The sequence below is a fragment of the Parafrankia sp. EAN1pec genome, from assembly GCF_000018005.1.
Lineage (GTDB): Bacteria > Actinomycetota > Actinomycetes > Frankiales > Frankiaceae > Parafrankia > Parafrankia soli.
This window is the reverse complement of sequence record NC_009921.1, coordinates 2269587-2291286: the sequence shown is the minus strand read 5'-3', so window position 1 is coordinate 2291286 and position 21700 is coordinate 2269587. Positions and strand designations below refer to the sequence as shown.

The 21700-nt window shown below is 71.8% G+C and carries 19 protein-coding genes and 1 pseudogene; 10 read left to right on the top strand and 10 right to left on the bottom strand.

The annotated features are described in order from the left end of the window. Nucleotides 1-30: 30 nt before the first annotated feature. Nucleotides 31-1005, bottom strand: a complete 975-nt coding sequence (gene ppk2, locus FRANEAN1_RS09390; RefSeq protein ID WP_020459515.1) for a polyphosphate kinase 2 — start codon at nucleotides 1003-1005, stop codon at nucleotides 31-33. A gap of 530 nt (nucleotides 1006-1535) precedes the next feature. On the opposite strand from ppk2, the gene FRANEAN1_RS09385 reads away from it, so the two are divergent. Further along, complete coding sequence (locus tag FRANEAN1_RS09385) at nucleotides 1536-2306, top strand: SDR family NAD(P)-dependent oxidoreductase (protein WP_020459514.1); 771 nt, start codon at nucleotides 1536-1538, stop codon at nucleotides 2304-2306. Between the two features lie 130 nt (nucleotides 2307-2436). Here FRANEAN1_RS09385 and FRANEAN1_RS09380 read toward each other — a convergent pair whose 3' ends face one another. Further along, complete coding sequence (locus tag FRANEAN1_RS09380; protein WP_347177049.1) at nucleotides 2437-3060, bottom strand: NUDIX domain-containing protein; 624 nt, start codon at nucleotides 3058-3060, stop codon at nucleotides 2437-2439. Between the two features lie 150 nt (nucleotides 3061-3210). On the opposite strand from FRANEAN1_RS09380, the gene FRANEAN1_RS09375 reads away from it, so the two are divergent. Genes FRANEAN1_RS09375 through FRANEAN1_RS09345 form a run of 7 tightly spaced genes read left to right on the top strand, consistent with a single transcriptional unit; the run spans nucleotide 3211 to nucleotide 10270 of the window. Beyond that, on the top strand, nucleotides 3211-4215 hold the full coding sequence (locus FRANEAN1_RS09375; protein ID WP_020459512.1) for an acyl-CoA desaturase: 1005 nt from the start codon (nucleotides 3211-3213) through the stop codon (nucleotides 4213-4215). 43 nt (nucleotides 4216-4258) lie between these two features. Then, entirely contained in the window at nucleotides 4259-4522 is a 264-nt protein-coding gene (locus FRANEAN1_RS09370) for an acyl carrier protein (protein WP_049795610.1), read from the top strand. 2 nt (nucleotides 4523-4524) lie between these two features. Further along, the gene (locus FRANEAN1_RS09365) at nucleotides 4525-5436 is read left to right on the top strand and encodes a cyclopropane-fatty-acyl-phospholipid synthase family protein (protein ID WP_020459510.1); all 912 of its coding nucleotides are present in this window, start codon (nucleotides 4525-4527) and stop codon (nucleotides 5434-5436) included. Beyond that, nucleotides 5433-6764 (top strand): cytochrome P450, encoded by a 1332-nt coding sequence (locus FRANEAN1_RS09360; protein WP_020459509.1) that lies wholly within the window; start codon nucleotides 5433-5435, stop codon nucleotides 6762-6764. Before FRANEAN1_RS09365 ends, FRANEAN1_RS09360 begins: the two co-directional genes overlap by 4 nt. Continuing rightward, entirely contained in the window at nucleotides 6761-8560 is a 1800-nt protein-coding gene (locus FRANEAN1_RS09355; protein WP_020459508.1) for a fatty acyl-AMP ligase, read from the top strand. Before FRANEAN1_RS09360 ends, FRANEAN1_RS09355 begins: the two co-directional genes overlap by 4 nt. Before the next feature lies 1 nt (nucleotide 8561). Beyond that, a complete protein-coding gene (locus FRANEAN1_RS09350) occupies nucleotides 8562-9038 on the top strand; it encodes a PaaI family thioesterase (RefSeq protein ID WP_041253906.1) in 477 nt (158 codons plus the stop codon). After that, entirely contained in the window at nucleotides 9035-10270 is a 1236-nt protein-coding gene (locus tag FRANEAN1_RS09345; protein WP_020459506.1) for a cytochrome P450, read from the top strand. Before FRANEAN1_RS09350 ends, FRANEAN1_RS09345 begins: the two co-directional genes overlap by 4 nt. A gap of 93 nt (nucleotides 10271-10363) precedes the next feature. Here FRANEAN1_RS09345 and FRANEAN1_RS09340 read toward each other — a convergent pair whose 3' ends face one another. Further along, complete coding sequence (locus FRANEAN1_RS09340; RefSeq protein ID WP_020459505.1) at nucleotides 10364-11179, bottom strand: alpha/beta fold hydrolase; 816 nt, start codon at nucleotides 11177-11179, stop codon at nucleotides 10364-10366. A gap of 568 nt (nucleotides 11180-11747) precedes the next feature. Between FRANEAN1_RS09340 and FRANEAN1_RS09335 the strand changes: the two are divergent. After that, nucleotides 11748-12880: pseudogene (locus FRANEAN1_RS09335) on the top strand (cytochrome P450). Nucleotides 12881-12950: 70 nt separating this feature from the next. Here the strand turns inward: FRANEAN1_RS09335 and FRANEAN1_RS09330 are convergent. Genes FRANEAN1_RS09330 through FRANEAN1_RS09315 form a run of 4 tightly spaced genes read right to left on the bottom strand, consistent with a single transcriptional unit; the run spans nucleotide 12951 to nucleotide 17277 of the window. Continuing rightward, nucleotides 12951-14192, bottom strand: coding sequence for an ABC transporter ATP-binding protein (locus FRANEAN1_RS09330; RefSeq protein WP_020459504.1), 1242 nt, complete (start codon nucleotides 14190-14192; stop codon nucleotides 12951-12953). Nucleotides 14193-14196: 4 nt separating this feature from the next. Next, nucleotides 14197-15054: a carbohydrate ABC transporter permease gene (locus FRANEAN1_RS09325; RefSeq protein ID WP_020459503.1), complete on the bottom strand. Its 858-nt coding sequence runs from the start codon at nucleotides 15052-15054 to the stop codon at nucleotides 14197-14199. After that, nucleotides 15041-15985: a sugar ABC transporter permease gene (locus tag FRANEAN1_RS09320; RefSeq protein ID WP_020459502.1), complete on the bottom strand. Its 945-nt coding sequence runs from the start codon at nucleotides 15983-15985 to the stop codon at nucleotides 15041-15043. The genes FRANEAN1_RS09325 and FRANEAN1_RS09320 overlap by 14 nt, the downstream gene beginning before the upstream one ends. A gap of 2 nt (nucleotides 15986-15987) precedes the next feature. Next, nucleotides 15988-17277, bottom strand: coding sequence for an ABC transporter substrate-binding protein (locus FRANEAN1_RS09315; protein ID WP_347177048.1), 1290 nt, complete (start codon nucleotides 17275-17277; stop codon nucleotides 15988-15990). Between the two features lie 555 nt (nucleotides 17278-17832). Here FRANEAN1_RS09315 and FRANEAN1_RS09310 point away from each other — a divergent pair. Next, on the top strand, nucleotides 17833-18936 hold the full coding sequence (locus tag FRANEAN1_RS09310; protein ID WP_020459500.1) for a winged helix DNA-binding domain-containing protein: 1104 nt from the start codon (nucleotides 17833-17835) through the stop codon (nucleotides 18934-18936). 19 nt (nucleotides 18937-18955) lie between these two features. Here FRANEAN1_RS09310 and FRANEAN1_RS09305 read toward each other — a convergent pair whose 3' ends face one another. From FRANEAN1_RS09305 to FRANEAN1_RS09295, 3 genes are all read right to left on the bottom strand, one after another. Next, on the bottom strand, nucleotides 18956-19624 hold the full coding sequence (locus FRANEAN1_RS09305; RefSeq protein WP_347177047.1) for a PaaI family thioesterase: 669 nt from the start codon (nucleotides 19622-19624) through the stop codon (nucleotides 18956-18958). A 114-nt stretch (nucleotides 19625-19738) separates the two neighbouring features. Next, on the bottom strand, nucleotides 19739-20623 hold the full coding sequence (locus FRANEAN1_RS09300) for a pyridoxamine 5'-phosphate oxidase family protein (RefSeq protein WP_020459498.1): 885 nt from the start codon (nucleotides 20621-20623) through the stop codon (nucleotides 19739-19741). A 177-nt stretch (nucleotides 20624-20800) separates the two neighbouring features. Next, nucleotides 20801-21691, bottom strand: a complete 891-nt coding sequence (locus tag FRANEAN1_RS09295) for a patatin-like phospholipase family protein (RefSeq protein WP_020459497.1) — start codon at nucleotides 21689-21691, stop codon at nucleotides 20801-20803. Nucleotides 21692-21700: the final 9 nt, after the last annotated feature.

Genomic DNA, 21700 nt, shown 5'->3' with positions numbered 1-21700 from the left:
AGCCACAGCCACAGCCGAGCGCCAACACGGTCAGAGCTTCGGGAACTGGCGGTCGGCCTGCTCGCCGGGCTCCAGCAGCCCGGCGGCCGCGCCGACGATCCGCTCGTCGGGGCGACCGATGACCGACTCGTCCCGGCCGGGGTAGTCCAGCCGGGAGAGGACGTACCGCATCGCCTCGAGCCGGGCCCGCTTCTTGTCGTTGCTCTTGATGACCGTCCACGGGGCCTCGGGGATGTCGGTGTAGAAGAACATCGATTCCTTGGCCTCGGTGTAGTCGTCCCACCGGTCGAGCGCCGCGAGGTCGACCGGGCTGAGCTTCCACTGCCGCACCGGGTCGATCTGACGGATGAGGAACCGCGTCTGCTGCTCCCGGCGGGAGACCGAGAACCACAGCTTGATGAGGTGAATGCCGCTCCGGACGAGCATCCGCTCCAGCTCGGGCGCCTGGCGGAGGAACTCCCGGTACTCCTCCGGGGAGCAGAAGCCCATCACCCGCTCGACCCCGGCCCGGTTGTACCAGGAGCGGTCGAACATGACGATCTCGCCGGCGGTGGGCAGGTGGGCGATGTACCGCTGGAAGTACCAGGACCCGCGCTCGGTCTCGGTCGGCTTCTCCAGCGCGACGACCCGGGCGCCGCGCGGGTTGAGATGTTCGGTGAACCGCTTGATGGTGCCGCCCTTGCCGGCCGCGTCGCGCCCCTCGAAGACGAGGACGAGCCGCTGCCTGGTGTCCTTCACCCAGTACTGCAGCTTCAGCAGCTCGATCTGCAGCAGCCGCTTGTCCCGCTCGTACTCGTCGCGGGAGAGCCGCTGCGCGTACGGGTAGTTCTCCCGCCAGGTGTCGATGCTCGTCCCGTCGGGCCGGAGCAGGATCGCGTCGTCGGCGTCCTCCTCGACGACCGTCAGCGAGCGGACGTCCGCGCCCAGGTACTCGACCGGGAGCACGCCGGGCAGCGCCTCAGCGGCGGCACGCAGACCAGGAGTCGCGGTGGTCAGGTCACTCATGGCAGCCTCCGGTGGCGGTAGCGGGCCGTCGTCGGATACGGCACCTCCCGGGCCGCTTGTCTCCCGGGCAGCCTGTCTGCCGGGCGGTATCGCCTCCCGGTCAGCGTTGTCTCCCGGCCCGCCTTGTCCGCGACGTACCCGCTCCGGGGATGCGGCAGGCCGGGAGATCCCGCAACGCCCCGGTCGTCCTCCCCGATCCCACCACCGACCTGGCCGGACGGACCACGCCGAGCTGGGTGTTCATCATCTGTTCCCCCAGATGAACACGAGTCGACCCGCCTGGGAGCCAGGTCCGCGGGCCGATGCCCGGGGATGGGACCGTGTTACCCTCCATTTGATCAGTGTTCAAATGGCGAGCGGAGGTCGGATCACCGTGCAGCGACAGATGGAATACACCGGCCGCCTGTTCTGGGCCGAACGTGAACTCAAGGAACTCGGGATCGACCTGGACGACCAGCCCACGACCACCACCTGAACCGAAGCGACGGGACGGCCGGGGCGCCCGGCTCACCGCTACCAAAGGGAAGATCATGAATCTGGAGAAGTACGGGCCGTGGGCGCTGGTCGTCGGCGGCTCGGAGGGCATCGGTGAGAGCTACGCCCGGAAGCTGGCCGCCCAGGGCTTCAAACTGGTCCTCACGGCCCGCAAGACCGGTCCCTTACAGGTGCTCGCTGATGATCTGCGCGCGGGCGGCGCGGAGGTGCGCATCCTGTCCGTCGACCTGAGCGAGCCGGATGCCCTGGAGCGGACACGGAGCGTGACCGACGACATCGAGGTCGGCCTGCTCATCTACAACGCCGGCGCCAACAGCGTCCGCGGTGATTTCGTCGGGTTGGATCCCGCGGTCTACCGGTCGGTCATAGCCGTCAACGTGCTCGGTCAGGCCGAGTTTGCGCGGCACTACGGCGGCCTCATGTGCGCGCGCAAGCGCGGGGGGATCATCCTGTCCGGCTCGGGCGCCAGCTTCATGGGCGCGCCGTCCCTGGCCGCCTACTGCGGGTCGAAGGCCTTCAGCCGCATTTTCAGCGAAGCGCTGTGGATCGAGTGTGAACAGTACGGAGTCGACGTACTGCACCTCAGCATCGGCTTCACGGCCACTCCGGCGATGGCCCGGCTGGGTTATCCCCTCGACGCCGCTCAGGCACCCGACGAAGCCGCCCAGGAAGCCCTGGACAACATCGCCAATGGTCCGTTGTGGATCGCGGGCGGACAGTCGTCTCTCGAGACCGCGGTAAACCGGTCCACGGTTCCGGGGCGAGCCGAGGCAGTTCGGGCGTTCGCCACCCCGGGACGGTTCTGACGCCGCTCGAGCTCGGCGGGTGTGGGCCCCGTGCCCGGCGGCGGTGATGGTGTGGTCGCCAGCGATCCGCCGCCGGTCAGCACGGGTGCCATCAGCGGCCGCGGTCAGCCCGCGCGGTCAGCGGATGCGGTCAGCGGGTTTCCGGCGGCGCGGCGGCGTCGCGGCCGAGCGCGGCGAGACCGGCGGTCACCAGGTGCCGCAGGAGTTCGGGACGGCGCCCGGGGCGGCGGGCGAGGAACTCCGCGGGCGGCAGCACGACCCGGCCCGCCGACTCGTGCGTGCGCTCCCAGGGAGCGAGCTCGGTGACCATCGCAGCCCGGACCACCATGTACGTCAGATCATCCGGACCGAACAGGTCAGACTGGATGACCTCGACGGGCACCAGCGCGCCGAGCCTGATCCGGGCCTCCTCCCAGGCCTCCCGGCGCACGGTCTGCTCGACGGACGTCTCGTCGGCCCGGACGTGCCCACCGGGCAGGTCGAGGCCGCGGGCCAGATCCGCGAGCACCAGCCCGCCCTCCGGCGTCACCGCGACGACGCTCGCGCTGGTGACGGCGGCGAACGGCGGATCCACCGCCGACCCCAGGAACGTAAAGGTCACCCCGGCCTTCGGCCGGCCCGCCGTCGACCGCCGATCGGCCGCGCCGGTGCTCACGACCGACCCGCCGACCGGCTCACCGGTCGAACCCCCGGCCGGCCCACTGACCGAACCGCCGGCCCACCCGCCGGCCGAACCGCCGGCCGAACCGCCCACACCGTGATCATCAGACCTCCCGAGGCGACCTGAGTTCAATCGCGCGATTTGTATCTGCGACGGAGCCTACAAAACCCGCCTGGGCTGCTGTTACGCTGCCGCCACCTGAATGACGACCTCGAGTGGGTACTCAGGAGGCACGGTTCAGAAATGGCAGACATCCAGCGTGCGGCCGGGATTTCCGACCTCGACACCGGAGACGCGAGACCGGCTCCCCGCCGGAAAACACTCAGCAGCCCCTACCTGCACCGCCTCCAGCGCCGCCATTTCCTGCTGTTCGACATCATCCCGATTCTCGGCACCATAGCCGCGCTCGGCTTCCTCACCGTGCACCCGTTCGGTTTCACCGAGCTCGGGCTGCTGGCGTCGATGTGGCTGCTGACCGGGCTCGGTGTCACCGTCGGATATCACCGGCTGTTCACCCATCGGACGTTCAGGACAACGCGCGGCGTCTCGTCCGTGCTAGCGGTTCTGGGCTCGATGGCCGGCCAGGGTGGGATGGTCTCCTGGGTCGCCCTGCACCGGCGGCACCACGAGTGCAGCGACCGCGCCGGCGATCCGCACTCCCCCAATCTCGCCGGCGGCGGGCTGCGCGGCCGGCTCCGCGGGCTGGCGCACTCCCATTTCCTGTGGATGCGCCGCCACGAATACCCCAACATCGCCCACTACGCTCCCGACCTGCTGAGAGACCGCGCGCTGGCCCGGATCGGGCGGCGCTACGACCACTGGGTCCTCCTGGGCCTGCTGATCCCGACGCTCGTCGGCGGCCTGGTCTACTGGAGCTGGGCCGGGGCGGTGAGCGGGCTCCTCTGGGGCGGCCTGGTGCGGATCTTCGTCCTCGAGCACATCATCTGGTCGATCAACTCCTTCCTGCACATGTTCGGCACCCGGGCTTTCGACTCCCGGGAGAACAGCAGGAACGGCGGTGTCTTCGGGCTGCTGACCCTGGGCGAGTCGTGGCACCACAACCACCATGCCTTTCCGGAATCCCCTTCCTTCGGCCTGGCCTGGCACCGCCTGGACCCGGGGTACTGGCTCATCAGGACCCTCGCGGCGTGCGGTCTCGCCTGGGACCTCAAGGTTCCGTCCACGGAACGCATAGCCGCACGAAGAGTGCCGAGAACCGCCGGGACGGCGGCCGGCCCGGCGACATAGGGAGCGGACACAAGTGGAGGGGACGCAAATGGAGGGGGCACCAATGGAGTCGACGCAGGCGGAAATCGCGGGATGGTGCCGGGAGTACCTGGCCGGACTTCTCGAGGTCCCCGCGGGAACCCTCGACCTGGACGCCGACTTCGATCGGCTGGGCATCGATTCGGCCCTGGCGGTATCCCTGCTCACCGAGGTCGAGGACCGTTACGGTGTCGAGCTCGCCGCCGAGGAGCTTTTCGCCAATCCCAGCCTGAACGCCGTCGCGGCACGCCTCCACGAGCAGCGACAGGCGCAACGGCAGGTGACCTGATCGTGACGCTGACCGACGAGAATGACCGGAGGGCCGAGGCAGCCGAGGCGGCTGCCGCCGTCCGCCATCACTACGACGTGGGAAACGAGTTCTTCGCACTCTGGCTGGACCGGTCTCTCACCTACTCGTGCGCCATCCGGGTGGCGGCGGACGACACCCTGGAGGCCGCCCAGGAGCGCAAGCTGCGGTTCCATCTCGACGCGATCGACGCGGGCCGCGCGCGGAGCGTGCTGGACATCGGCTGCGGCTGGGGCTCGATCCTGGAGCGGCTGTCTGGTGAGCGTGGGGTGGCGCGGTCGGTCGGCCTCACCCTCAGCGAGGAGCAGGCGGCCCACGTGCGCTCCCGCGGCCACCCCGGCGTGGACGTCCGCACCGAGGACTGGCTGCACTACTCCCCCGAGGACCGCTTCGACGGGATCATCTCGATCGGCGCGTTCGAGCATTTCGCCAGGCCCGAGGACTCGCCGGCCGAGAAGGTTCGGCGCTACCGCGAGTTCTTCACCCGGACGAGGTCCTGGCTGAACGACGGGGGCGCGCTGTCGTTGCAGACGATCGCCTACGCGAACATGTCCGGCGCCGAGGCGAGCCGCTTCATGCAGCAGGAGATCTTCCCGAACGCGGAGCTGCCCACCCTGACCGAGATCGTGACCGCGGCCGAGGGCGTCTTCGAGATCCAGTCGGTGCACAACGGCCGGCTCGACTACGCCTGGACGTGCGAGCAGTGGGCCCGCCGTCTGCGCGCGCGGCGCGAGGAGGCGGGCCGGCTGGTGGGGCCCGAGGTGGTCGCCCGGTACGAGCGTTACCTGAAGCTGTCCTCCGTCGGCTTCCGGATGGGGAAGATCTGCCTGCTCAGGATCGTGCTGCGCCCTTTCCGGGACCGCTACTTCGCGGCCGGGGAGGTGCCGAGGGGATGACCCCGCGGGCACACGAAGCCGCCGTCGACGAAGCCGCAGCCGCCGTTGACGGAACCCCCGCCGGCAGGGCCCCCGGCGGGGGCGCCGCCGGCGGAGGGCGGGCGGCGATCCGCTTCAACCCCTTCGGCGCGGAGTTCCGCCGCGACCCCTATCCGCTGTACCGGCGGATGCGCGAGGCACAGCCCGTCCACCGCACGATGGGCATGTGGGTCCTGACCCGGCACGCCGACGTGCAGGGCGTCCTGCGGGACCGCACGTTCAGCGCCGGGCTCATCCCCCAGTTGGTCAGCCGGCGGGCCGGCCAGCTGGCCCGGGCGAACGTCGACCGGGTGGTGCGGCTCGGCGAGAAGTCCCTGGTGTTCACCGACAACCCGGACCACGCGCGGCTGCGCGGGCTGGTGAACCGGGTGTTCACCGCCACCGAGGTGGCCGCGCTGCGCCCCCGCGTCGAGGAGGTCGCCGGTGGCCTGGTGCGGCGCGCCCTGGCCGCCGGCGGCATGGACGCCATCGCCGACCTCGCGGCGCCGCTGCCCGTCACGGTCATGTGCGACTGGATGGCGCTGCCGGACGGCCTGCGCGCGCAGGTCGGCCCGTGGACGCACGACATCCGGTTCCTGCTCGAACCCGGGCTGATGCGGGCCGGCGACTTCGAGCACGTGTGCGACGTCGTCGAGACGTTCGCGCGGGCCCTGGACGGGGTCGTCGCCGAGCGCCGGCAGCGCCCCGGCGGCGACCTGATCAGCCGCCTGCTCGCGGCCCGCACGGCCGGCGGGGACGCACTCACCCCCGAGGAACTGATCTTCGTCTGCATCATGTGCTTCGTCGCGGGCAACGAGACCACGAAGTCGCTGCTGGGCAATGGTCTCCTCGCGCTGCTGCGGCACCCCGACCAGGCGGCCCGCCTGCACCGCGCGCCCGAGCTGGCCGGCGACGCCGTCACCGAGGCGCTGCGCTATGACAGCCCGCTGCAGATGACCAAGCGCGTCGCGACCCGCGACGTGGACGTCGACGGCCGGCGGATCCGGGCCGGAGACCAGGTGCTGCTGTGTCTCGGCGCCGCGAACCGCGACCCGGCCGTGTTCGACCGGCCGGACGAGTTCGACGTCACCCGCGCGCCGAAGGCGCACCTGGCCTTCGGCCACGGCATGCACGGCTGTCTCGGCGGTCTCCTCGCCGAGATGCAGGCCCAGGTCGTCTTCGAGCGCCTCTTCGGGGCGACCACCAGCATCGAGCCACGGACCGACCAGCTCGAGTGGCAGGACCACAGCTCCATCGTCCGGGGGCTGCGACACCTCCCGGTGACTCTGCACCCGGCCGCGCCGCGATGACGACGCTGCTTCCCGACGTCCTGCGTGGGCGGGCCGCGCTCGAACCGGAGCGGACGGCGTACGTCTTCGTGAACGAGCGTGCGGAGGAGACCGGCCGCCTGACCTACGGCGGGTTGCACGCCCGCGCGCTGGCCGTGGCCGGTGAGCTGTCCCGGGCCTGCGAGCCCGGTGACCGGGCGCTGCTGGTGTTCCCGCAGTGCCTGGACTTCGTCGTCGCGTACCTCGGCTGTCTGTACGCGCGGGTGGTCGCGGTGCCCGTCCACCCGCCGCACCGGGACGGTGTCCAGGACTCCACCCGCCGGATCGTGGACGACTGCGAGCCGGCCGCGGTTCTCACGCTCGAGGCGATGGCCCGCGAGCTCCGGGCCGCCCTGACCTCGCCGCGCGGCGCGATGTCCTGGATCCCCGTCGACCGGATCCCCGCCGGCCCGGCTCCCACGGGCATCCACACCGTGGACGTCCACGCCGCGGGCCTCGACCCCACGGACATCGAGCCCATGGGCCTCGATCCCGCCGACATCGCGTTCCTGCAGTACACGTCGGGCTCGACGTCGGACCCCAAGGGGGTCATGGTCTCCCACGGGAACCTCGCCGCCAACCAGGAGATGATCCGGCGGGCCTTCGGGCACGACCGCGACTCGACGGTGGTCGGCTGGGCTCCGTTCTTCCACGACCAGGGCCTGATCGGCAACGTGCTGCAGCCGCTGTACGCCGGGGCCACCTGCGTCCTGATGTCCCCGACCGCCTTCATCCGGTGGCCGATGCTGTGGCTGTCGCTGATCTCCCAATACCGCGCGCACACCAGCGGCGGCCCGAACTTCGCCTTCGAGGCCTGCGTGGCCCGCGCCGCCCGGGGCGGGGTGCCCGATCTCGATCTCAGCTGCTGGAAGGTCGCCTTCAACGGCGCGGAGCCCGTCCGCCCCGACACCCTGCGACGCTTCGCCGAGACGTTCGCGCCGCACGGGTTCGACGAGCGGGCGCTCTACCCGTGCTACGGCCTCGCCGAGGCGACGCTGCTGGTGACCGGCAGCGAGAAGGGCCGCGGGGCGCGGGTGATCGAGGCGGCCACCGAGGACCTGCGTGCGGGCCGCTACACGCCGGTGCCCGCGGGCCGCGGCAGCACCCTGGTCGGCTCCGGGGTCCTCCCCCGGGACGGCGCGCTGCGGATCGTGGACCCGCGGACGGGACGCTCTCTCCCGCCGGACCGGATCGGGGAGATCTGGGTCGCCGGGGACCATGTCGCGCGGGGCTACTGGAACCGCCCGTGGGAGAGCACCGAGACCTTCCGCGCCGAGCACGCCGACGAGCCCGGCCGCGGCTACCTGCGCACGGGGGACCTCGGCCTGGTGGTCGACGACGAGCTGTTCGTCGTGGGACGGCTGAAGGACCTCGTGATCATCCGGGGCCGGAACTACTACCCCCAGGACCTCGAGCACACCGCGCAGTCCGCGCATCCCGCGCTGCGGCCGGGCGGGTGTGCCGCGTTCTCCGTTCCGGGTGCCGACCGGGAGAGGCTCGTCATCGTCCAGGAGGTCAGGGGCGAGTTCCGGCGGCGGGCCGACCCGGGTGAGGTCGCCGGGGCCATCCGGGCCGCGGTGGTGCGTGAGCACCAGGTCTCCGTCGGGGATCTCGTGCTGACGCTGCCGGGCCGGCTCCAGAAGACGACCAGCGGAAAGATCATGCGAGCCGCGGCCCGACGCCGCTATCTGCGAGACGCCTTCGACCGCTGGACGCCGCCGACCGGCCCGTCCACCGGCCCGTTTCCCAGCACCGACAACCCGCATGAGAAGACCTGAGATGGACTCGCCACGAGCGCCGAACCCCGATTTCGAGCGGGCCGTGACGGACGCGGTCCTGAGCATGCCGGCGGCCCGGCACCTCGGCTTCCAGGTCGGCAGGCTGGCGCCGGGCGAGGCCGAGCTCGTCCAGCCGTACCGGGCGGGGCTGACCCAGCATGACGGGTTCGTCCAGGGCGGCGTGCTGGGAGCGCTGGCGGACTTCGCCGGCGGGTGCGCGGCCGGCACGCTGCTGCCGGCTGGCTGGGCCAACATGACCATCGACTACACGGTCAAGATCGTGGCCCCCGCGCGCGGGGAGCGGATCGTCGCGCGCGGGCGCGTCATCAAGGCGGGGCCGACCATCAGCGTCGCCGCCGCCGACGTCTACAGCGTCTCGACCGCCCGCGGCCGGGAGGTCGAGACGCTGTGCGCGACCGCATTCGTCACTCTGCGCAACATCAGGGTCCCCGACCCGAGGAGGGGCGCCGACCGGTGACCGACACCCGAACCCCGCGGGCCGCCAGCGGGCCGTACGTCTTCAATCCGTTCGCCGACGGCTTCGCCGAGGACCCCTACCCGCACTATGCCCAGCTGCGCGAAAACGCGCCGGCGCACCGGCATCCGCTGGGATTCTGGCTTGTCTCCCGGTACGAGGATGTGGCGAGAATCCAGCGCTCCGGGCATTCCGTCGACGAACGGCACATCACCGAGCTTCCGGAGTGGAAAAGCGAGTCGCGGACCCTGGGCAAGCAGAACCGGCTCATGCACGGCCTGTCCATGCTCGACCAGGATCCACCGAACCACACCAGGCTGCGCCGGCTGGTGACGAAGGCGTTCACCCGGCGCGCCGTCGACGCGCTCGAAGGGCGGATCGAACGCATCGTCGACGACGCTCTCGACCGGATGGCCGAGGCGGGCCGGGTCGACCTCGTCGCGGAGCTGGCCTTCCCGCTCCCGTTCACCGTGATCTCCGAGCTGCTGGGCATCCCGGTGCTGGAGCACGGCAGGCTCCGCGAGCTGACCGGGACGATGGTGCGGGCCCTCGAGCCGCTGCCCGACCCGGGGCTGCAGGCCGAGATCCGGGCGGCGAACGACGAGGTGGCCGCCATCATGCGCGCGGTGACCGACTGGAAACGTGACAACCCCGGCGACGACCTGCTGACCGCGCTCATCGGCGCGGAGCACGACGGTGACGTTCTCAGCGCGGAGGAGCTGGTCGCGCAGGTCATGCTGCTGTACGTCGCCGGCCACGAGACGACGGTGAACCTCGTCGCGGGCGGGATCCTCACGCTGCTGCGCCACCCCGACCAGATGCGCCGGCTGCGCGACGAGCCCGAGCTCGCCGGGAACGCGGTGGAGGAGCTGCTGCGCTACGACAGCCCGGTGCACCTGATGCGGCGGATCACCCTGGAGCCGCTGTCCGTGCGTGGCACGGAGATCCCGCCCGGCGTGTTCGTGACGGTGTGTCTCGCGGCGGCCAACCGGGATCCCGACTTCTGGGGCCCGGACGCCGACGAGGTCCGCCTCGACCGTACCGACGCGCACCGGCACGTGTCCTTCGGCGCCGGGATCCACCACTGTGTGGGCGCGGCGCTGGCCCGGTTGGAGGCCCGGGTGGCAATCTCCCGCTTCGTCGGGCGATTCCCCGCGCCGGCGCTCGAGGACGTCCGCTGGAACGGCCGGATCAACGTCCGCGGCCCGGCCTCGCTGACGGTCGCCGTCCGGTAACGGCGTCTCGGGAGGCGGCGGCCGTCCGGGCCGCCACCGGCGTCACGGGCCGCCACCGGCGTCACGGGCCGGCGGCGCCCTGGAACGGTGGGATCACGCCCCGGCGACGAACCCGCGCAGCAGGCCGGTGATGACGTCGGGCTGCTCCAGCGGGCTGGTGTGGCCGCAGTCGGCGACAACCTCGAGCCGGGCGCCGGGGATACGGGCCGCCATCCGCTCGGCCCGTTCGGGCGGGGTGGCCACGTCGTCGGCGCCGACGACGACGAGCGTGGGCACCGCGATGCCGGGGATCTCGTGGTCGACGGGCGGGCGGTCGGCCACCCCGAGCACCGCCTTGCGCAGGGCGGAGCGGTCAACCCGGTCGAGCCGGCCGGCCCACTCCGCGACGACGGGCCGGCCGTCCGGGTCCGCGAGGAAGGCGGGGCCGAACATGGTCGGACGGACCCGGCCGAGGACCGGCCGGACGCCGACCAGCCGAGCCACCAGGGCCAGGCGCCGGTAGGCACCGGCCTCGGTCGGCTCCTCGGCATCGGCGCTCGAGTCGAGCAGCGTCAGCGACCGCAGCAGCTCGCCGTGGCGGGCCGCGATCCGCAGGCCGACGAAGCCGCCCATGGACAGTCCCACCCAGTGCACGGGCGCGAGGCCGAGCCGCTGGATCACGGCGACCGCGTCGGCGGTGAGGGTGTCCATGTCGTACCCGCCGGGGGTCGGCGGTGTGTCACCCTGGCCGCGCCAGTCAAGGGTGACGCAGCGGTAGTGCTCGCGCAGCGCCGCGACCTGCGCGCGGAACACCCAGCCGCCGAACAGCAGGCCGTGCCCGAACACAATCGTCGGCGCATCCGGCCGACCTGCTGGGGAACCGGTATCTCCATAAGCGATCGACACGCCCCGGACATCGATGGTCGACACAGCGCTCCGCTCCTTCTTGAGATCTTATCCCATGCCAGGAAGCGGGCACCTCGACTACCCGCCCCGATATTCTCCACGACATCCGGAAAACATTCAGTTAATATACGGAAAAGTAAGATCGAAAAGATTAGGATATTTCCCGTAAAGCGATTCCGGTAAGCGCTCCCGGTAACCCCGAAGTGACGTCCTGGTCGGAGGTGGCCGATCCCGCGCGCCGCCCGGCGCGAGCGACATCCTCGATCTGGAGCGTGCCGGCCGGGTCTCCGCCATCGGCGCGGCCACCGACGCGGGCGGGCCGGCCGTCGGCGACTAGATGTGTGCCCTGCTGACCGGTGGCGGGTACGCGGCCCGCGCCAACGTTCCGGCGACGCCGGCACCGGAACGCCGAACACCGTCCCGTCGTCCGAAGGCTGTGCCCACCGACGGATCGTGAAGTACTCTTGCCGCCAACCTCGCTATCCGGCTATTGTCACTGACGGCTATTGTCACTGACAATTTGCGGTCAGATGATTTGGCGGTCAGATGATGGAATCCCGCACTCGGATCGTCTTATCCGAACGAGGCTGACATGGTGACGCGCGACGCCTCGGCCCTGGACCCTCGACGGATCCGCGAGCTGTTCGATCTCCGTAGTGAGATGTACGCCGCCCGCGGCGGGGCGTTCGAGGGCGACATCTACCCGGAGTTCCACCGGCTGCGCGAGACCGGCCCGGTGCATCCCGGCATCGTCGGTCCTCTGGTCGGATTCCACCGCGACGCATTCTTCCCGGGCCTGCCCTATCCGGAGCTGCCGCACTTCTCGGTCTTCGACTACGCCACCTGCCAGGCGGTGCTTCGGGACACTGAGACCTTCGCCTCGGCGCCGGCCATCCCGGGCTTCGAGAACGAGCGGAGCGAGACTGTTCTGCTCTTCATGGACGGCACGCGGCACCGCCGCTACCGGGCGCTCGTCCAGCCGTCGTTCGTGCCCAAGCGGGCTGGCTGGTGGATCGACCGGTGGATCAGATCCACCGTGCACATGCTCATCGACACCTTCGAGGCCGCCGGCCGGGCCGATCTCAACGTCGAGTTCTGTGCCGCCATTCCGCTGCTCACCATCTGCGGCGGCTTCGGTGTCGGCGCCGCAGACGCGCGGAAATCACGGATGAGGACGGCGGGCACCACACCCTCGCCGACGAGGAGATCCTGGGCTTCGCGTTTCTGCTGCTGACCGCCGGCTCCGGTTCGACGTGGAAGCAGATGGGCATCACGCTCCTCACCCTGCTGACCCATCCCACCTGGCTGGAAGCCGTACGCGCGGACCGCGCGCTCCTGCGCCCGGCAATCGACGAGGCCATCCGCTGGACGCCCACGGACCCGATGTTCTCGCGTTTCGCGAGAGTGGACACGACGCTGCGTGAGGTCGCGATCCCTGCCGGGTCGGTCGTACATCTGTGCTTCGGCGCGGCCAACCGCGATCCCGCGCGCTGGGAGCGTCCGGACGAGTTCGATCCCACCCGCCCGGTGGGTCCGCATCTCGGCTTCGGTGGCGGACCGCACATCTGCCTGGGCATGCATGTGGCTCGCACGGAGATCCACACCGCGGTCTCCGCGCTGCTCGACCGCCTACCCGGTCTGCGCCTCGATTCTCATGCCGAGACCCCGCGCGTCATCGGGATGTACGAGCGGGGACCGTCCGCCGTGCCGGTGGTGTGGCGATAGGAGCCACCTCCTCGCCGCCCGGCCGGACGGCACCGAACGCCGTCCGGCCGCAGCACGGCGTGACCCGCGCTCAGGCGGTGGGATCGTCGATGCGCCGGCCGGTGGTCGCGTCGAACAGGTGGAGATGCGCGGCCGCGACCCTGGTCCGCACCCGGTCGCCGACGGCCGGCTGGTCGACGCCCGCCCGGACGGCCACCGCCCAGCGGCCGAGCTCCCCGGCGCAGTGCACGACGACGGCGTCGCCGGTGAACTCGACGACGTCGACCACGCCGTCGGCGTGCAGCCCCGGCCCGGTCGGCTCGCCCCCGGCGCCCGGTCCGGCGGCAGGTCCGGCGTCCGGCAGCCGCTCGAGGACCCCGTCCCCGGGACGCCACCCGAGCCGGACCTCGGCCGGCAGCCCGTCGCCGGGGATCACCACGCGCAGGCCGGGCGCGGTCAGCTCGGTCCCGGCGGGATGCGTGCCCGCCCGCACGTCGTGCAGGTTCATCGCCGGGCTGCCGACGAAGCCGGCGACGAAGGTGTCCGCCGGGCTCCGGTAGACCTCACCGGGCGTGCCGGACTGGACGACCTTCCCGCCGTTCATCACCACCAGGTTCGTGCCCATCGACAGTGCCTCGAGCTGGTCGTGCGTCACCAGGACCACGGTGTTGCCGAGTTCCCGGTGCAGCCGGACGAGCTCGGCGCGCGCGTGCTGGCGGAGCTGGGCGTCCAGGGCGGACAGCGGCTCGTCGAGCAGCAGCACCGAGGGGCGGCGGACGACCGCGCGGGCCAAGCCGACGCGCTGGCGCTCGCCGCCGGAGAGCTGAGCCGGCCGGCGTCCGCGCAGCTTCTCCAGGCCCAGCATCGCGCACGCCTCGGTGACCCGGCGGGCGATGTCGGCCCGGCTCGGCCCGTTGCGCCGGTCGTGGCGGGCCTCGAGCCGCAGGCTGAACGAGATGTTCTGCTCGACGGTCAGGTGCGGGTAGAGCGCGAAGTCCTGGAAGACCATCGAGACCCCGCGCCGTCCCGGCGCGACGTCCGTGACGTCCACACCGCCGATCACGACCCGGCCCGTGTCCGGGGTCTCCAGGCCGGCGACGACCCGCAGCCCGGTGGACTTGCCGCAGCCCGACGGCCCGACGAGCACGGTGAACGAGCGGTGCGGGACCTGCAGCCGCGGCACGTCGAGGACGGTCTGGCGGCCGTAGCGCTTCGTGACGCCGTCGAGCAGGACGCCGGCGCCGTCCGAGGCGAGATCGTCCGGGATGGCACCGTCCGGAGTGGCAACGTCCGGGACGGCACCAGCAGTCATCGGGGGACTCGCAATCGTCATCGCGCTACCGCAATCCGGCCTGGAGGAAGGCGTCGGCGATCCGCCGGGACGCCAGGACATACGCGGCGGCGACCGGGAGCGTCGCGAGCATCGCCGCGGCGAGCATCGGGCCGTGCTCGGGCCCCTCTGTGGTCTCGAAGAGCTGGAGCCCCATCTGGATCGTGGTGTGCTCCGGACTGGGCGCGGCCAGCGAGGGCCACAGGTACTCGTTCCACGTCGTGATGAACACGACGATCCCGACCGCGCCGAGGGCGGGACGCAGCAGCGGCAGCACGATCTGCCGCAGCGTCTCGCCGTGCGTCGCGCCGTCGAGAGTGGCGGCGGCGATCAGCGTCGGCGGTATCGCCCGGATGTGCTCGCGCAGCAGCAGGACGGCGAGCGCGCAGGTCGCGAGCTGCGGGACGATCAGGCCGACGAAGCTGTCCCGCAGGTCCAGCCGGGTGATCATCAGGAAGTGCGGGATGATCAGCGACTGCGGGGGGACGACGAGGGCGACCGTGACCAGGCCCAGCACCAGCCGCTGGCCCCGGTGGGCGAAGCGCACGAACGACCAGGCCGCGAGCACCCCGGCGACCAGGTGCAGCAGGGTCACACCGATCGCGGTGACGAAGGTGTTGACCAGCAGTCGCCAGAGCGGGAACTCCCGCAGGGCGTACCGGTAGTTGTCCAGCGTGCCCGGGAACGGCAGCGGGTTCGCGTTGTAGATGTCGGTGCCGGGCTTGAACGACGCGGACAGCGCCCACAGCAGCGGGAACAGCATGACGAACGCGGCCAGCAGCAGCACCGCGTGCCGGCCCACCGCCGCGCCCCGGCCACCGGACAGGGCGCGGCTTCCGGTCAGTGCGCGGCTATCCGAGGGCACGGCGCCTCCTCAGCAGGGTCGACAGTCCGAACAGCGCAGTGAGGATCAGCACGATCAGGACCGCGGCGGCGGCTCCCGTCCCGGCGTCGAAGAAGGTGAACGCGTAGGTGTACAGGCGGTAGTAGATGTTGTCGGTGCTGGCGTCCGGGCCGCCCTGGGTCAGCACGGCGATGTTGGTGAAGGTCCACTGGCCCGCGAAGACCACGCAGAGAAACGACAGCAGGACGGTCGTGTTGACCAGCTGGGGGACCACCAGATGCCGGGTGATCTCCCACTCGGTGGCGCCGTCGATGCGGGCGGCGTCGAACGCGCGGCGGTCGAGCGCGGCCAGCGCCGCGCCGTACAGCAGGATGTTCAGCGCCACGAACCGGCTGGACGTGATCAGCGAGATCGCCCAGATGGCGGTGTCGGGATCGCCGAGCCAGTCCTGCTCGGGCAGGCCGACGGCGCCGAAGACGTGGTTCGCCACGCCGCCGAGCGGGTCGAGTACGAACCGCCAGGACAGCGCCGTCGCGACCGGGGCCAGGACGACCGGCAGGAACAGCAGCGACCGGTAGTTGTCGCTGGCCCGCCCGGGCCGCTTCCACAGCATGATCGCCAGTGCCATGGGGACGATCGTGGCGAACGGCAGCAGCGCCAGGACGTAGAGCCCCGTCCGCGCGAGCGCGTGCGGGAACTCCGGTTCCTCCACCAGGCGGCGGTAGTTGTCCACGCCGACGAACGTCTTGTCCGGCGACACCAGGTCCCAGTCCAGGAGGCTGAGCACCATGGTGAACACCAGCGGCCCGTACACGAAGACGAGCAGGGAGATCAGGACCGGGGCCTGGTAGGCCCAGGGCGTCAGTCGGGCGCGGACGGCGGCGGCGGGGACACGCCTGTTCGCGTGCCCCCGCGCGTCGAGCGTCGAGGCGCCGGCCTCGAGGGTGGTCATCGTCAGGCGCTGAGCTTCCGGATCTTCTCGGCGACCGAGGTGAGCGTCGGCCCCGGGTCCGCGCCCCGCAGCACGATCGGTTCGACCGCCTCGTCCTGCAGCGCGACGACCGCCTGGTTCGCCTTCGTGCCGCGGAAGGCGGTGTACGGCGCGACGGTGTCGAGCTGCTCCAGCGACGGGGCGAGGAGCTTCACGATCGCCGAGTCCGCCAGCTTGGTGGCGACGGACTCGCGCAGCGGCAGGTAGCCGATCTTGGAGGTGATGATCTCGAAGCCGGCGTCGCTCGTGACGAACTTGATGAACTCCCAGGCCGCCCGGCGGTGGTCGTCGTCCTTGGCCAGCACCGCGAGCCCCGCGCCCGAGTAGGTGGGCCGGGCGGGCTTCGAGCCGAAGGTCGGGAAGCCCGCGGTCCGCAGCTCGAACTTGCCGTCGGCGGCCTTCATCGCGCTGGCCAGGACGGAGGTGCTGGTGACGAGCATGCCGAGTTTGCCGGTAGTGAAGGCGGCCAGCGCCGTCTCGGTGTTCACCGACGGCATCGCGCCGGATTTGACGAGGTCCTGCACCGCCGTGAGCGCCCCGACCGCCGGCGGCTTGTCGAGGGTGACCTCGCCGTTGGCGTCGACCAGGCTGCCGCCGTTGCCGTTCACCACCGACTGGGTGAGGAAGTCGGACTTCGCGGAGTCCACGACGCCGTAGTAGACGCCCTCGGACCCGGTGGCCTTGATGGCCAGCCCGGCTGCCTTGACGTCCGCGATCGTCGTCGGCGGCTTCGCCGGGTCGAGCCCGGCGGCCCGGAAGAGGTCGGCGTTGTAGTAGAGCACCGGGATCGACATGGTGTAGGGCATCGCCTTCACCTGGTCGTCGACCGAGACGGCCGAGAGGATGCTCTTCGACATCCCGGCGACGTGCTCGTCCCACTCCGACGTCGGCGGGATCTCCTGGACGGGCACGATCGGCAGGGCCTGCACGGCCTCGGCCATCTTGCTCCAGCCGATCTGCGCGACGTCCGGCGGGCTGCCCGCGGCGGTGTCGGTCCGCAGCCGGGTGAGGACGTCCTTGGTCGCCACGCCCTGCGGCTCGACGGTGATGTTGGGGTGTGCCTTCTCGAACGCGTCGATGAGGGCCTGCGTCCCCGTGCCGCCGAGCCCGGGGGTGCCGTAGTTGTACGAGAGGAACTTGATGGTGACCTTGGTCGCGCTGTCCAGTGGAGCCAGCGCCCCATCGGTGCCCTCGGCGCTCGAGTCGCCGCCGCCGCATGCCGCCGCGGCGAACACCGAAACGGCTGCGAGCAATGCGGGAATCAGCCGCCGACCACGCACGCGTCCTGTCCGGCCTGTCATACTTTTACCTTTCCGAGATTCGTGCACACCCGTGTCGCCGGCGTGCGTGAGGCCGATGAAACGCACTGGTGGAATCGCAGGGGCGAACCGTGCCAGCCCGCCTTCCGATCCGCGTCCAGCGGCGGGATGTCGCCGCGATTCCCGAGGTCCAGGTGGAGCATGACGGCCGGTCCCCCCCGAGCAGACAGGCAGGCGGTTCCCTGGGAACGGAACCGATGCCCGTTCCCCCGCCCCCCTGCGCACCGGACCCGAATCGGGCTGTTCGGGCCGCCGCGAGCAATCGTGCTACCGCGGATTCCCGATCGCAAACGTAACTTCGAATCCGATCATCACGTAATCCAATCGACGCAAGGCCTAAAGCACCCGACCAATATGCCGAAGAACGGTGGATGAACACGTCGGGTCGAAAAGGTGAAGGACGCCGCTCGCGCGGCCCCCCGGCGAGCCGGATCTCACCTTGCGGAGGGCCGAGCCCGGCCGGGGTGGCCTGGCTGGCAGGCTGACGGGATGGCCGGTCGGAGCGCGTCACCAGGTGATGTGGCACCCGCCGTCGCCGCCGCCCGGCTGACCGCCCAGGGGCTGGCGGGCACGGCGCGGTCAACGGCCGTCGACGTGGTGGCCCACCTCCTCGCCGTGCAGGCGCAGGACCCCCGCGGCATGCGCCTCACGATCCGGTCGCGCGCGGCCGGCTCCCACGCCGCCGACGTCGACGAGGCCCTGACCACCGACCGCTCGCTCGTCGTCACCTGGCTGAACCGGGGGACGCTGCACCTCGTCCGGGCCGAGGACTACTGGTGGCTGCACCCGCTGACCGCCCCGCGGATGCAGGCCCAGATCCGGCGTCGGTTCGCCGAGGAGGGCGTCTCCCCCGCCCAGGCCGAGAGGGGCATCTCGGTCGTCGAGCGGGCGCTGGCCGCCGACGGGCCGCTGGGCCGCGACGCGCTGCGCGAGCGTCTCCGCGGTGCCGGCGTACCGGTGGACGGGCAGGCGCTGATCTACATCCTCATCGAGGCGTCGGTGCGCGGCCTGGTCGTGCGCGGCCCGGTGACCGGCGGCGAGCAGGCGTACGTGCTCGTCCGCGACTGGCTGGGCCCGCCGCCGGAGCCCCGCGAGCGCGACGACACGCTGACCGAACTGGCCCGGCGGTACCTGGCGGGCCACGGCCCGGCCACCGACCGCGATCTCGCCCGCTGGGCCGGGCTGCCCCTGGGCGACGCCCGCCGCGGGCTGGCCACGATCGCCGCGGACCTGGCCGACCGCGACGACGGCCGCGCCCAGCTGCGACGTCCACCCGGCCTCGGGCCGGCAGCCCTCGCGGGCGGCGACGCCCGGATGCCGCCGCCGAGGCTGCTCGGTCAGTTCGACCCGATCCTGCTCGGCTGGGAGTCGCGGGACTGGATCGTCGGACCGCACCGCGGCATCGTCACGTCCAACGGCATCTTCCGACCGTTCGCCCTGGTGGACGGCCAGGCGGGCGGCATGTGGGCCGTCCGCGCCGGGCGGGTCGAGCTGACGCCCTTCACCCCGTTCTCCCCCGCCGCCACCGAGGCGCTGCGTGCCGAGGCCGCCGACGTGGAACGATTCCTCCGCCCGGCCGCCCCAGAACGCTGAACGGCACGCCCGGCACGGATCAGGGCGTGGAACCCGCTCCGTCCCCGGGGGTCATGACGAGGCAGGTGCTGCTCGCGGTGGCCACGACCCGGCCCTGCGCGTCGCGGACGTCGCCCTGCGCGAACGCGGCCCGGCGGCCGGGACGGGTGACCCAGCCGTGCGCGGTCAGGGTGTTCGCCCGTCCGGGGAGAACGTGGACCGGGCGCACGTAGCTGATCTTGATCTCCAGCGAGGTGTAGGCGGCACCGGCCGCCAGCGTCGTGTGCACCGCGCAGGCCGTCGCGGTGTCGAGCAGCGTGCAGACGAGGCCACCGTGGACGAGTCCGATGGGGTTGTACGCGGACTCGTCCGGCTCGCAGGTGAAGACCACGTCGCCGACCTCCACCGAGACCGGACGGAAGTCGAACACCCGCGAGATCGGCGGGGGCGGGACGGTGCCGTCGACCATCGCCCGCAGGAACTCCAGGCCGGACATGGCCAGGCTCGACCGCGCGCTGGCGGCCGGGTCGTACCAGGTCACGGTCTTGCGGCGCAGGTCGCCCCACCTGGGGTCCGCGCCCGGCGGCGCGGCGACGGGCTCCGCCGGTGCACCGGCGGAGCGGGGTTCGGGCTCGGACACAGACACGGGCTCGGGCTCAGACGCGGGCTCGTTGGGCGCGGCGGGCGGCATGAACAGGAGCCTAGCCACCCAGACCATCTGAGTTGGAAATTACTTCCCAGCCACATCTCGCCCCCGTGACGCGATCAGGTCGACGGGCTCCCGGTCGGCGACTCCGCTCCGGTCCGCACGGACCGGGGCGGGTCAGACAGCGCGGATCGGCAACGGCGGGCCACCCGAGACCACCCGGGAGACGGTGAAGACCACGCGCCGGCCGGTTCCGCCGTCGTCGTCCGCCGGGCCGGGGTTCGCCCATTCCACGTGCGCGCGGCCCGAGAGCTGCACGGTGTCGCCCGTGCCGAAGTCGACGAAGGCCAGCGCGGCCGTGTCGTCGACCTGCAGGTTGCCGAGACTGTTGAACATGTTGTTGCCGGGGTAGTCGGGCCACGCCAGGTCGCCTCCGGCGACCTGGACGAACCCGGCCGGGCCACCGCGGTGTGACGCGTCGGCACCGCGTTCCGGATGGATGGTGCCGAGGAAGAAGGTGTCGGCCGCGCGCACGATCCGGGTGGCCGCCTCGTCGAGCCGATCACCGACCGGCGGAGCCGGGTGCTCGGTCCGGCGGGTCGGCCCCGTGCCGATCGTGCGCTCCTGGATGTACTGCGGGCAGTTGCCGTAGGCCTCGCCGACCTCGACCACCAGGCTCCCGGGACGGGCCGAGATCAACGTGCCGTTGACGCGCATTCGGCGCCGCGCCTGTGGATCGATCGCCACGATCCCGACCGGCTGGTCCGCGCCGAGGTCGGCCAACGGGTCGCCGGGCGCCGGAGCCGCGCGGATCCGCAGCAGCTCCCCGGCACCGTCGAGGAATCCCGGTGGACCCGTCAGGACCGAGATCCACAGCGTTCCGGCGCGGTCGCGCGCGGTCAGCGCCGCTAGCCGCAGACCTGCCAGGAAAGCCGTCGAGCCGGGGCGCAACCGGGTCGGCCCGAGCATGCCCGCGAGCCGAGCCGCCTCCCGGGCGACACCAGCCCGCTGCTGCACCGCCAGTTCGCCGTCGTGGAAACCCCGAGCCGGGTCGGCTGTCATCGCAACGTCACCTCGCGGTCTGTCAAATGCCGACTACGCCACCGAGAGACGGAAAATCGGCCCTCGGTCGCGCCCCGCTCGGCAGCCGAATGCTCCACACCACCGATCGTCCCGCCGACGCCGCCTACGGGGAACCTCAGATGACGGTAGCTGGAGGCCTACGGAACTCGCTCGACTTCACCGGCGGATGAGTCCGGCGGCCGTCCGGGCCTGGTTCAACCCGGCCTGGTAGACCGGCCGCCAACGGCTCCGGTCACCCAGGTCGGGGCCGAAGCTGTTCCGCGCGGCCTCGTCGGGGGCGATCCGCACGACGGCGGGCGCGGGCCGCACGGCGGCCGCCACGGGCGACACGGCGGGCCCGGGCCTGGGAGCCCCCGGTTCGATGACCACGACCGGGTCGGCGCCGTCAGCGAGGTGGATGTTGGATCCGCCGCCCAGCGCGCCGTCCATGTAGCGCCGGCCCTCGATGGTCACCGGCGGGTAGGCGGCGGGCATGGCGCAGCTGGCCGCCACGGCGGAGGCCAACGGGACGCCGCTGCCGCGGTCCCAGACGACGGGCCGGCCGGTCTCGACGTCCACCGCGGTGATCAGCAGCCGCCGGTCCGGCCAGTCGTGGGCTCCGATCAGCCACGCCATCCGGGCGACGTGCACGTCCTCGGGGATGGTCGGGGCGGTGAGCGCGATCCGGCCGACGCGACGGACCCGCTCCGGATCGGCCTGATCGGCGAGGATCGCGAACACCTCGCCCATCGGGCCGGGGTCCGGGCGGGTCCGCGGAGCGGTCGGGTCGGGGCTCGGATCAGGCAGGGCGGAGAGGCACTCGGGGTCACCGCCGGTGGCCAGGACCGCACCCGCGATCGCACCCGCGGAGGTTCCCACGATCAGATCGGCGGCGGCGAGGTCCACGCCGCCACGGCGCAGGCCGGCTGCCAGCCCGAGCAGCCAGGCCGTGCCGACCAGCCCACCCGGCCCCAGGACGACCGCCGCACCATCGGAGAAGTTGACATCCTCCCCGGTGTGAACTCCAGGGATTCCCGTACCTCGCGATCCGGGTTCCTGCTTCGTCAACGGACGCCT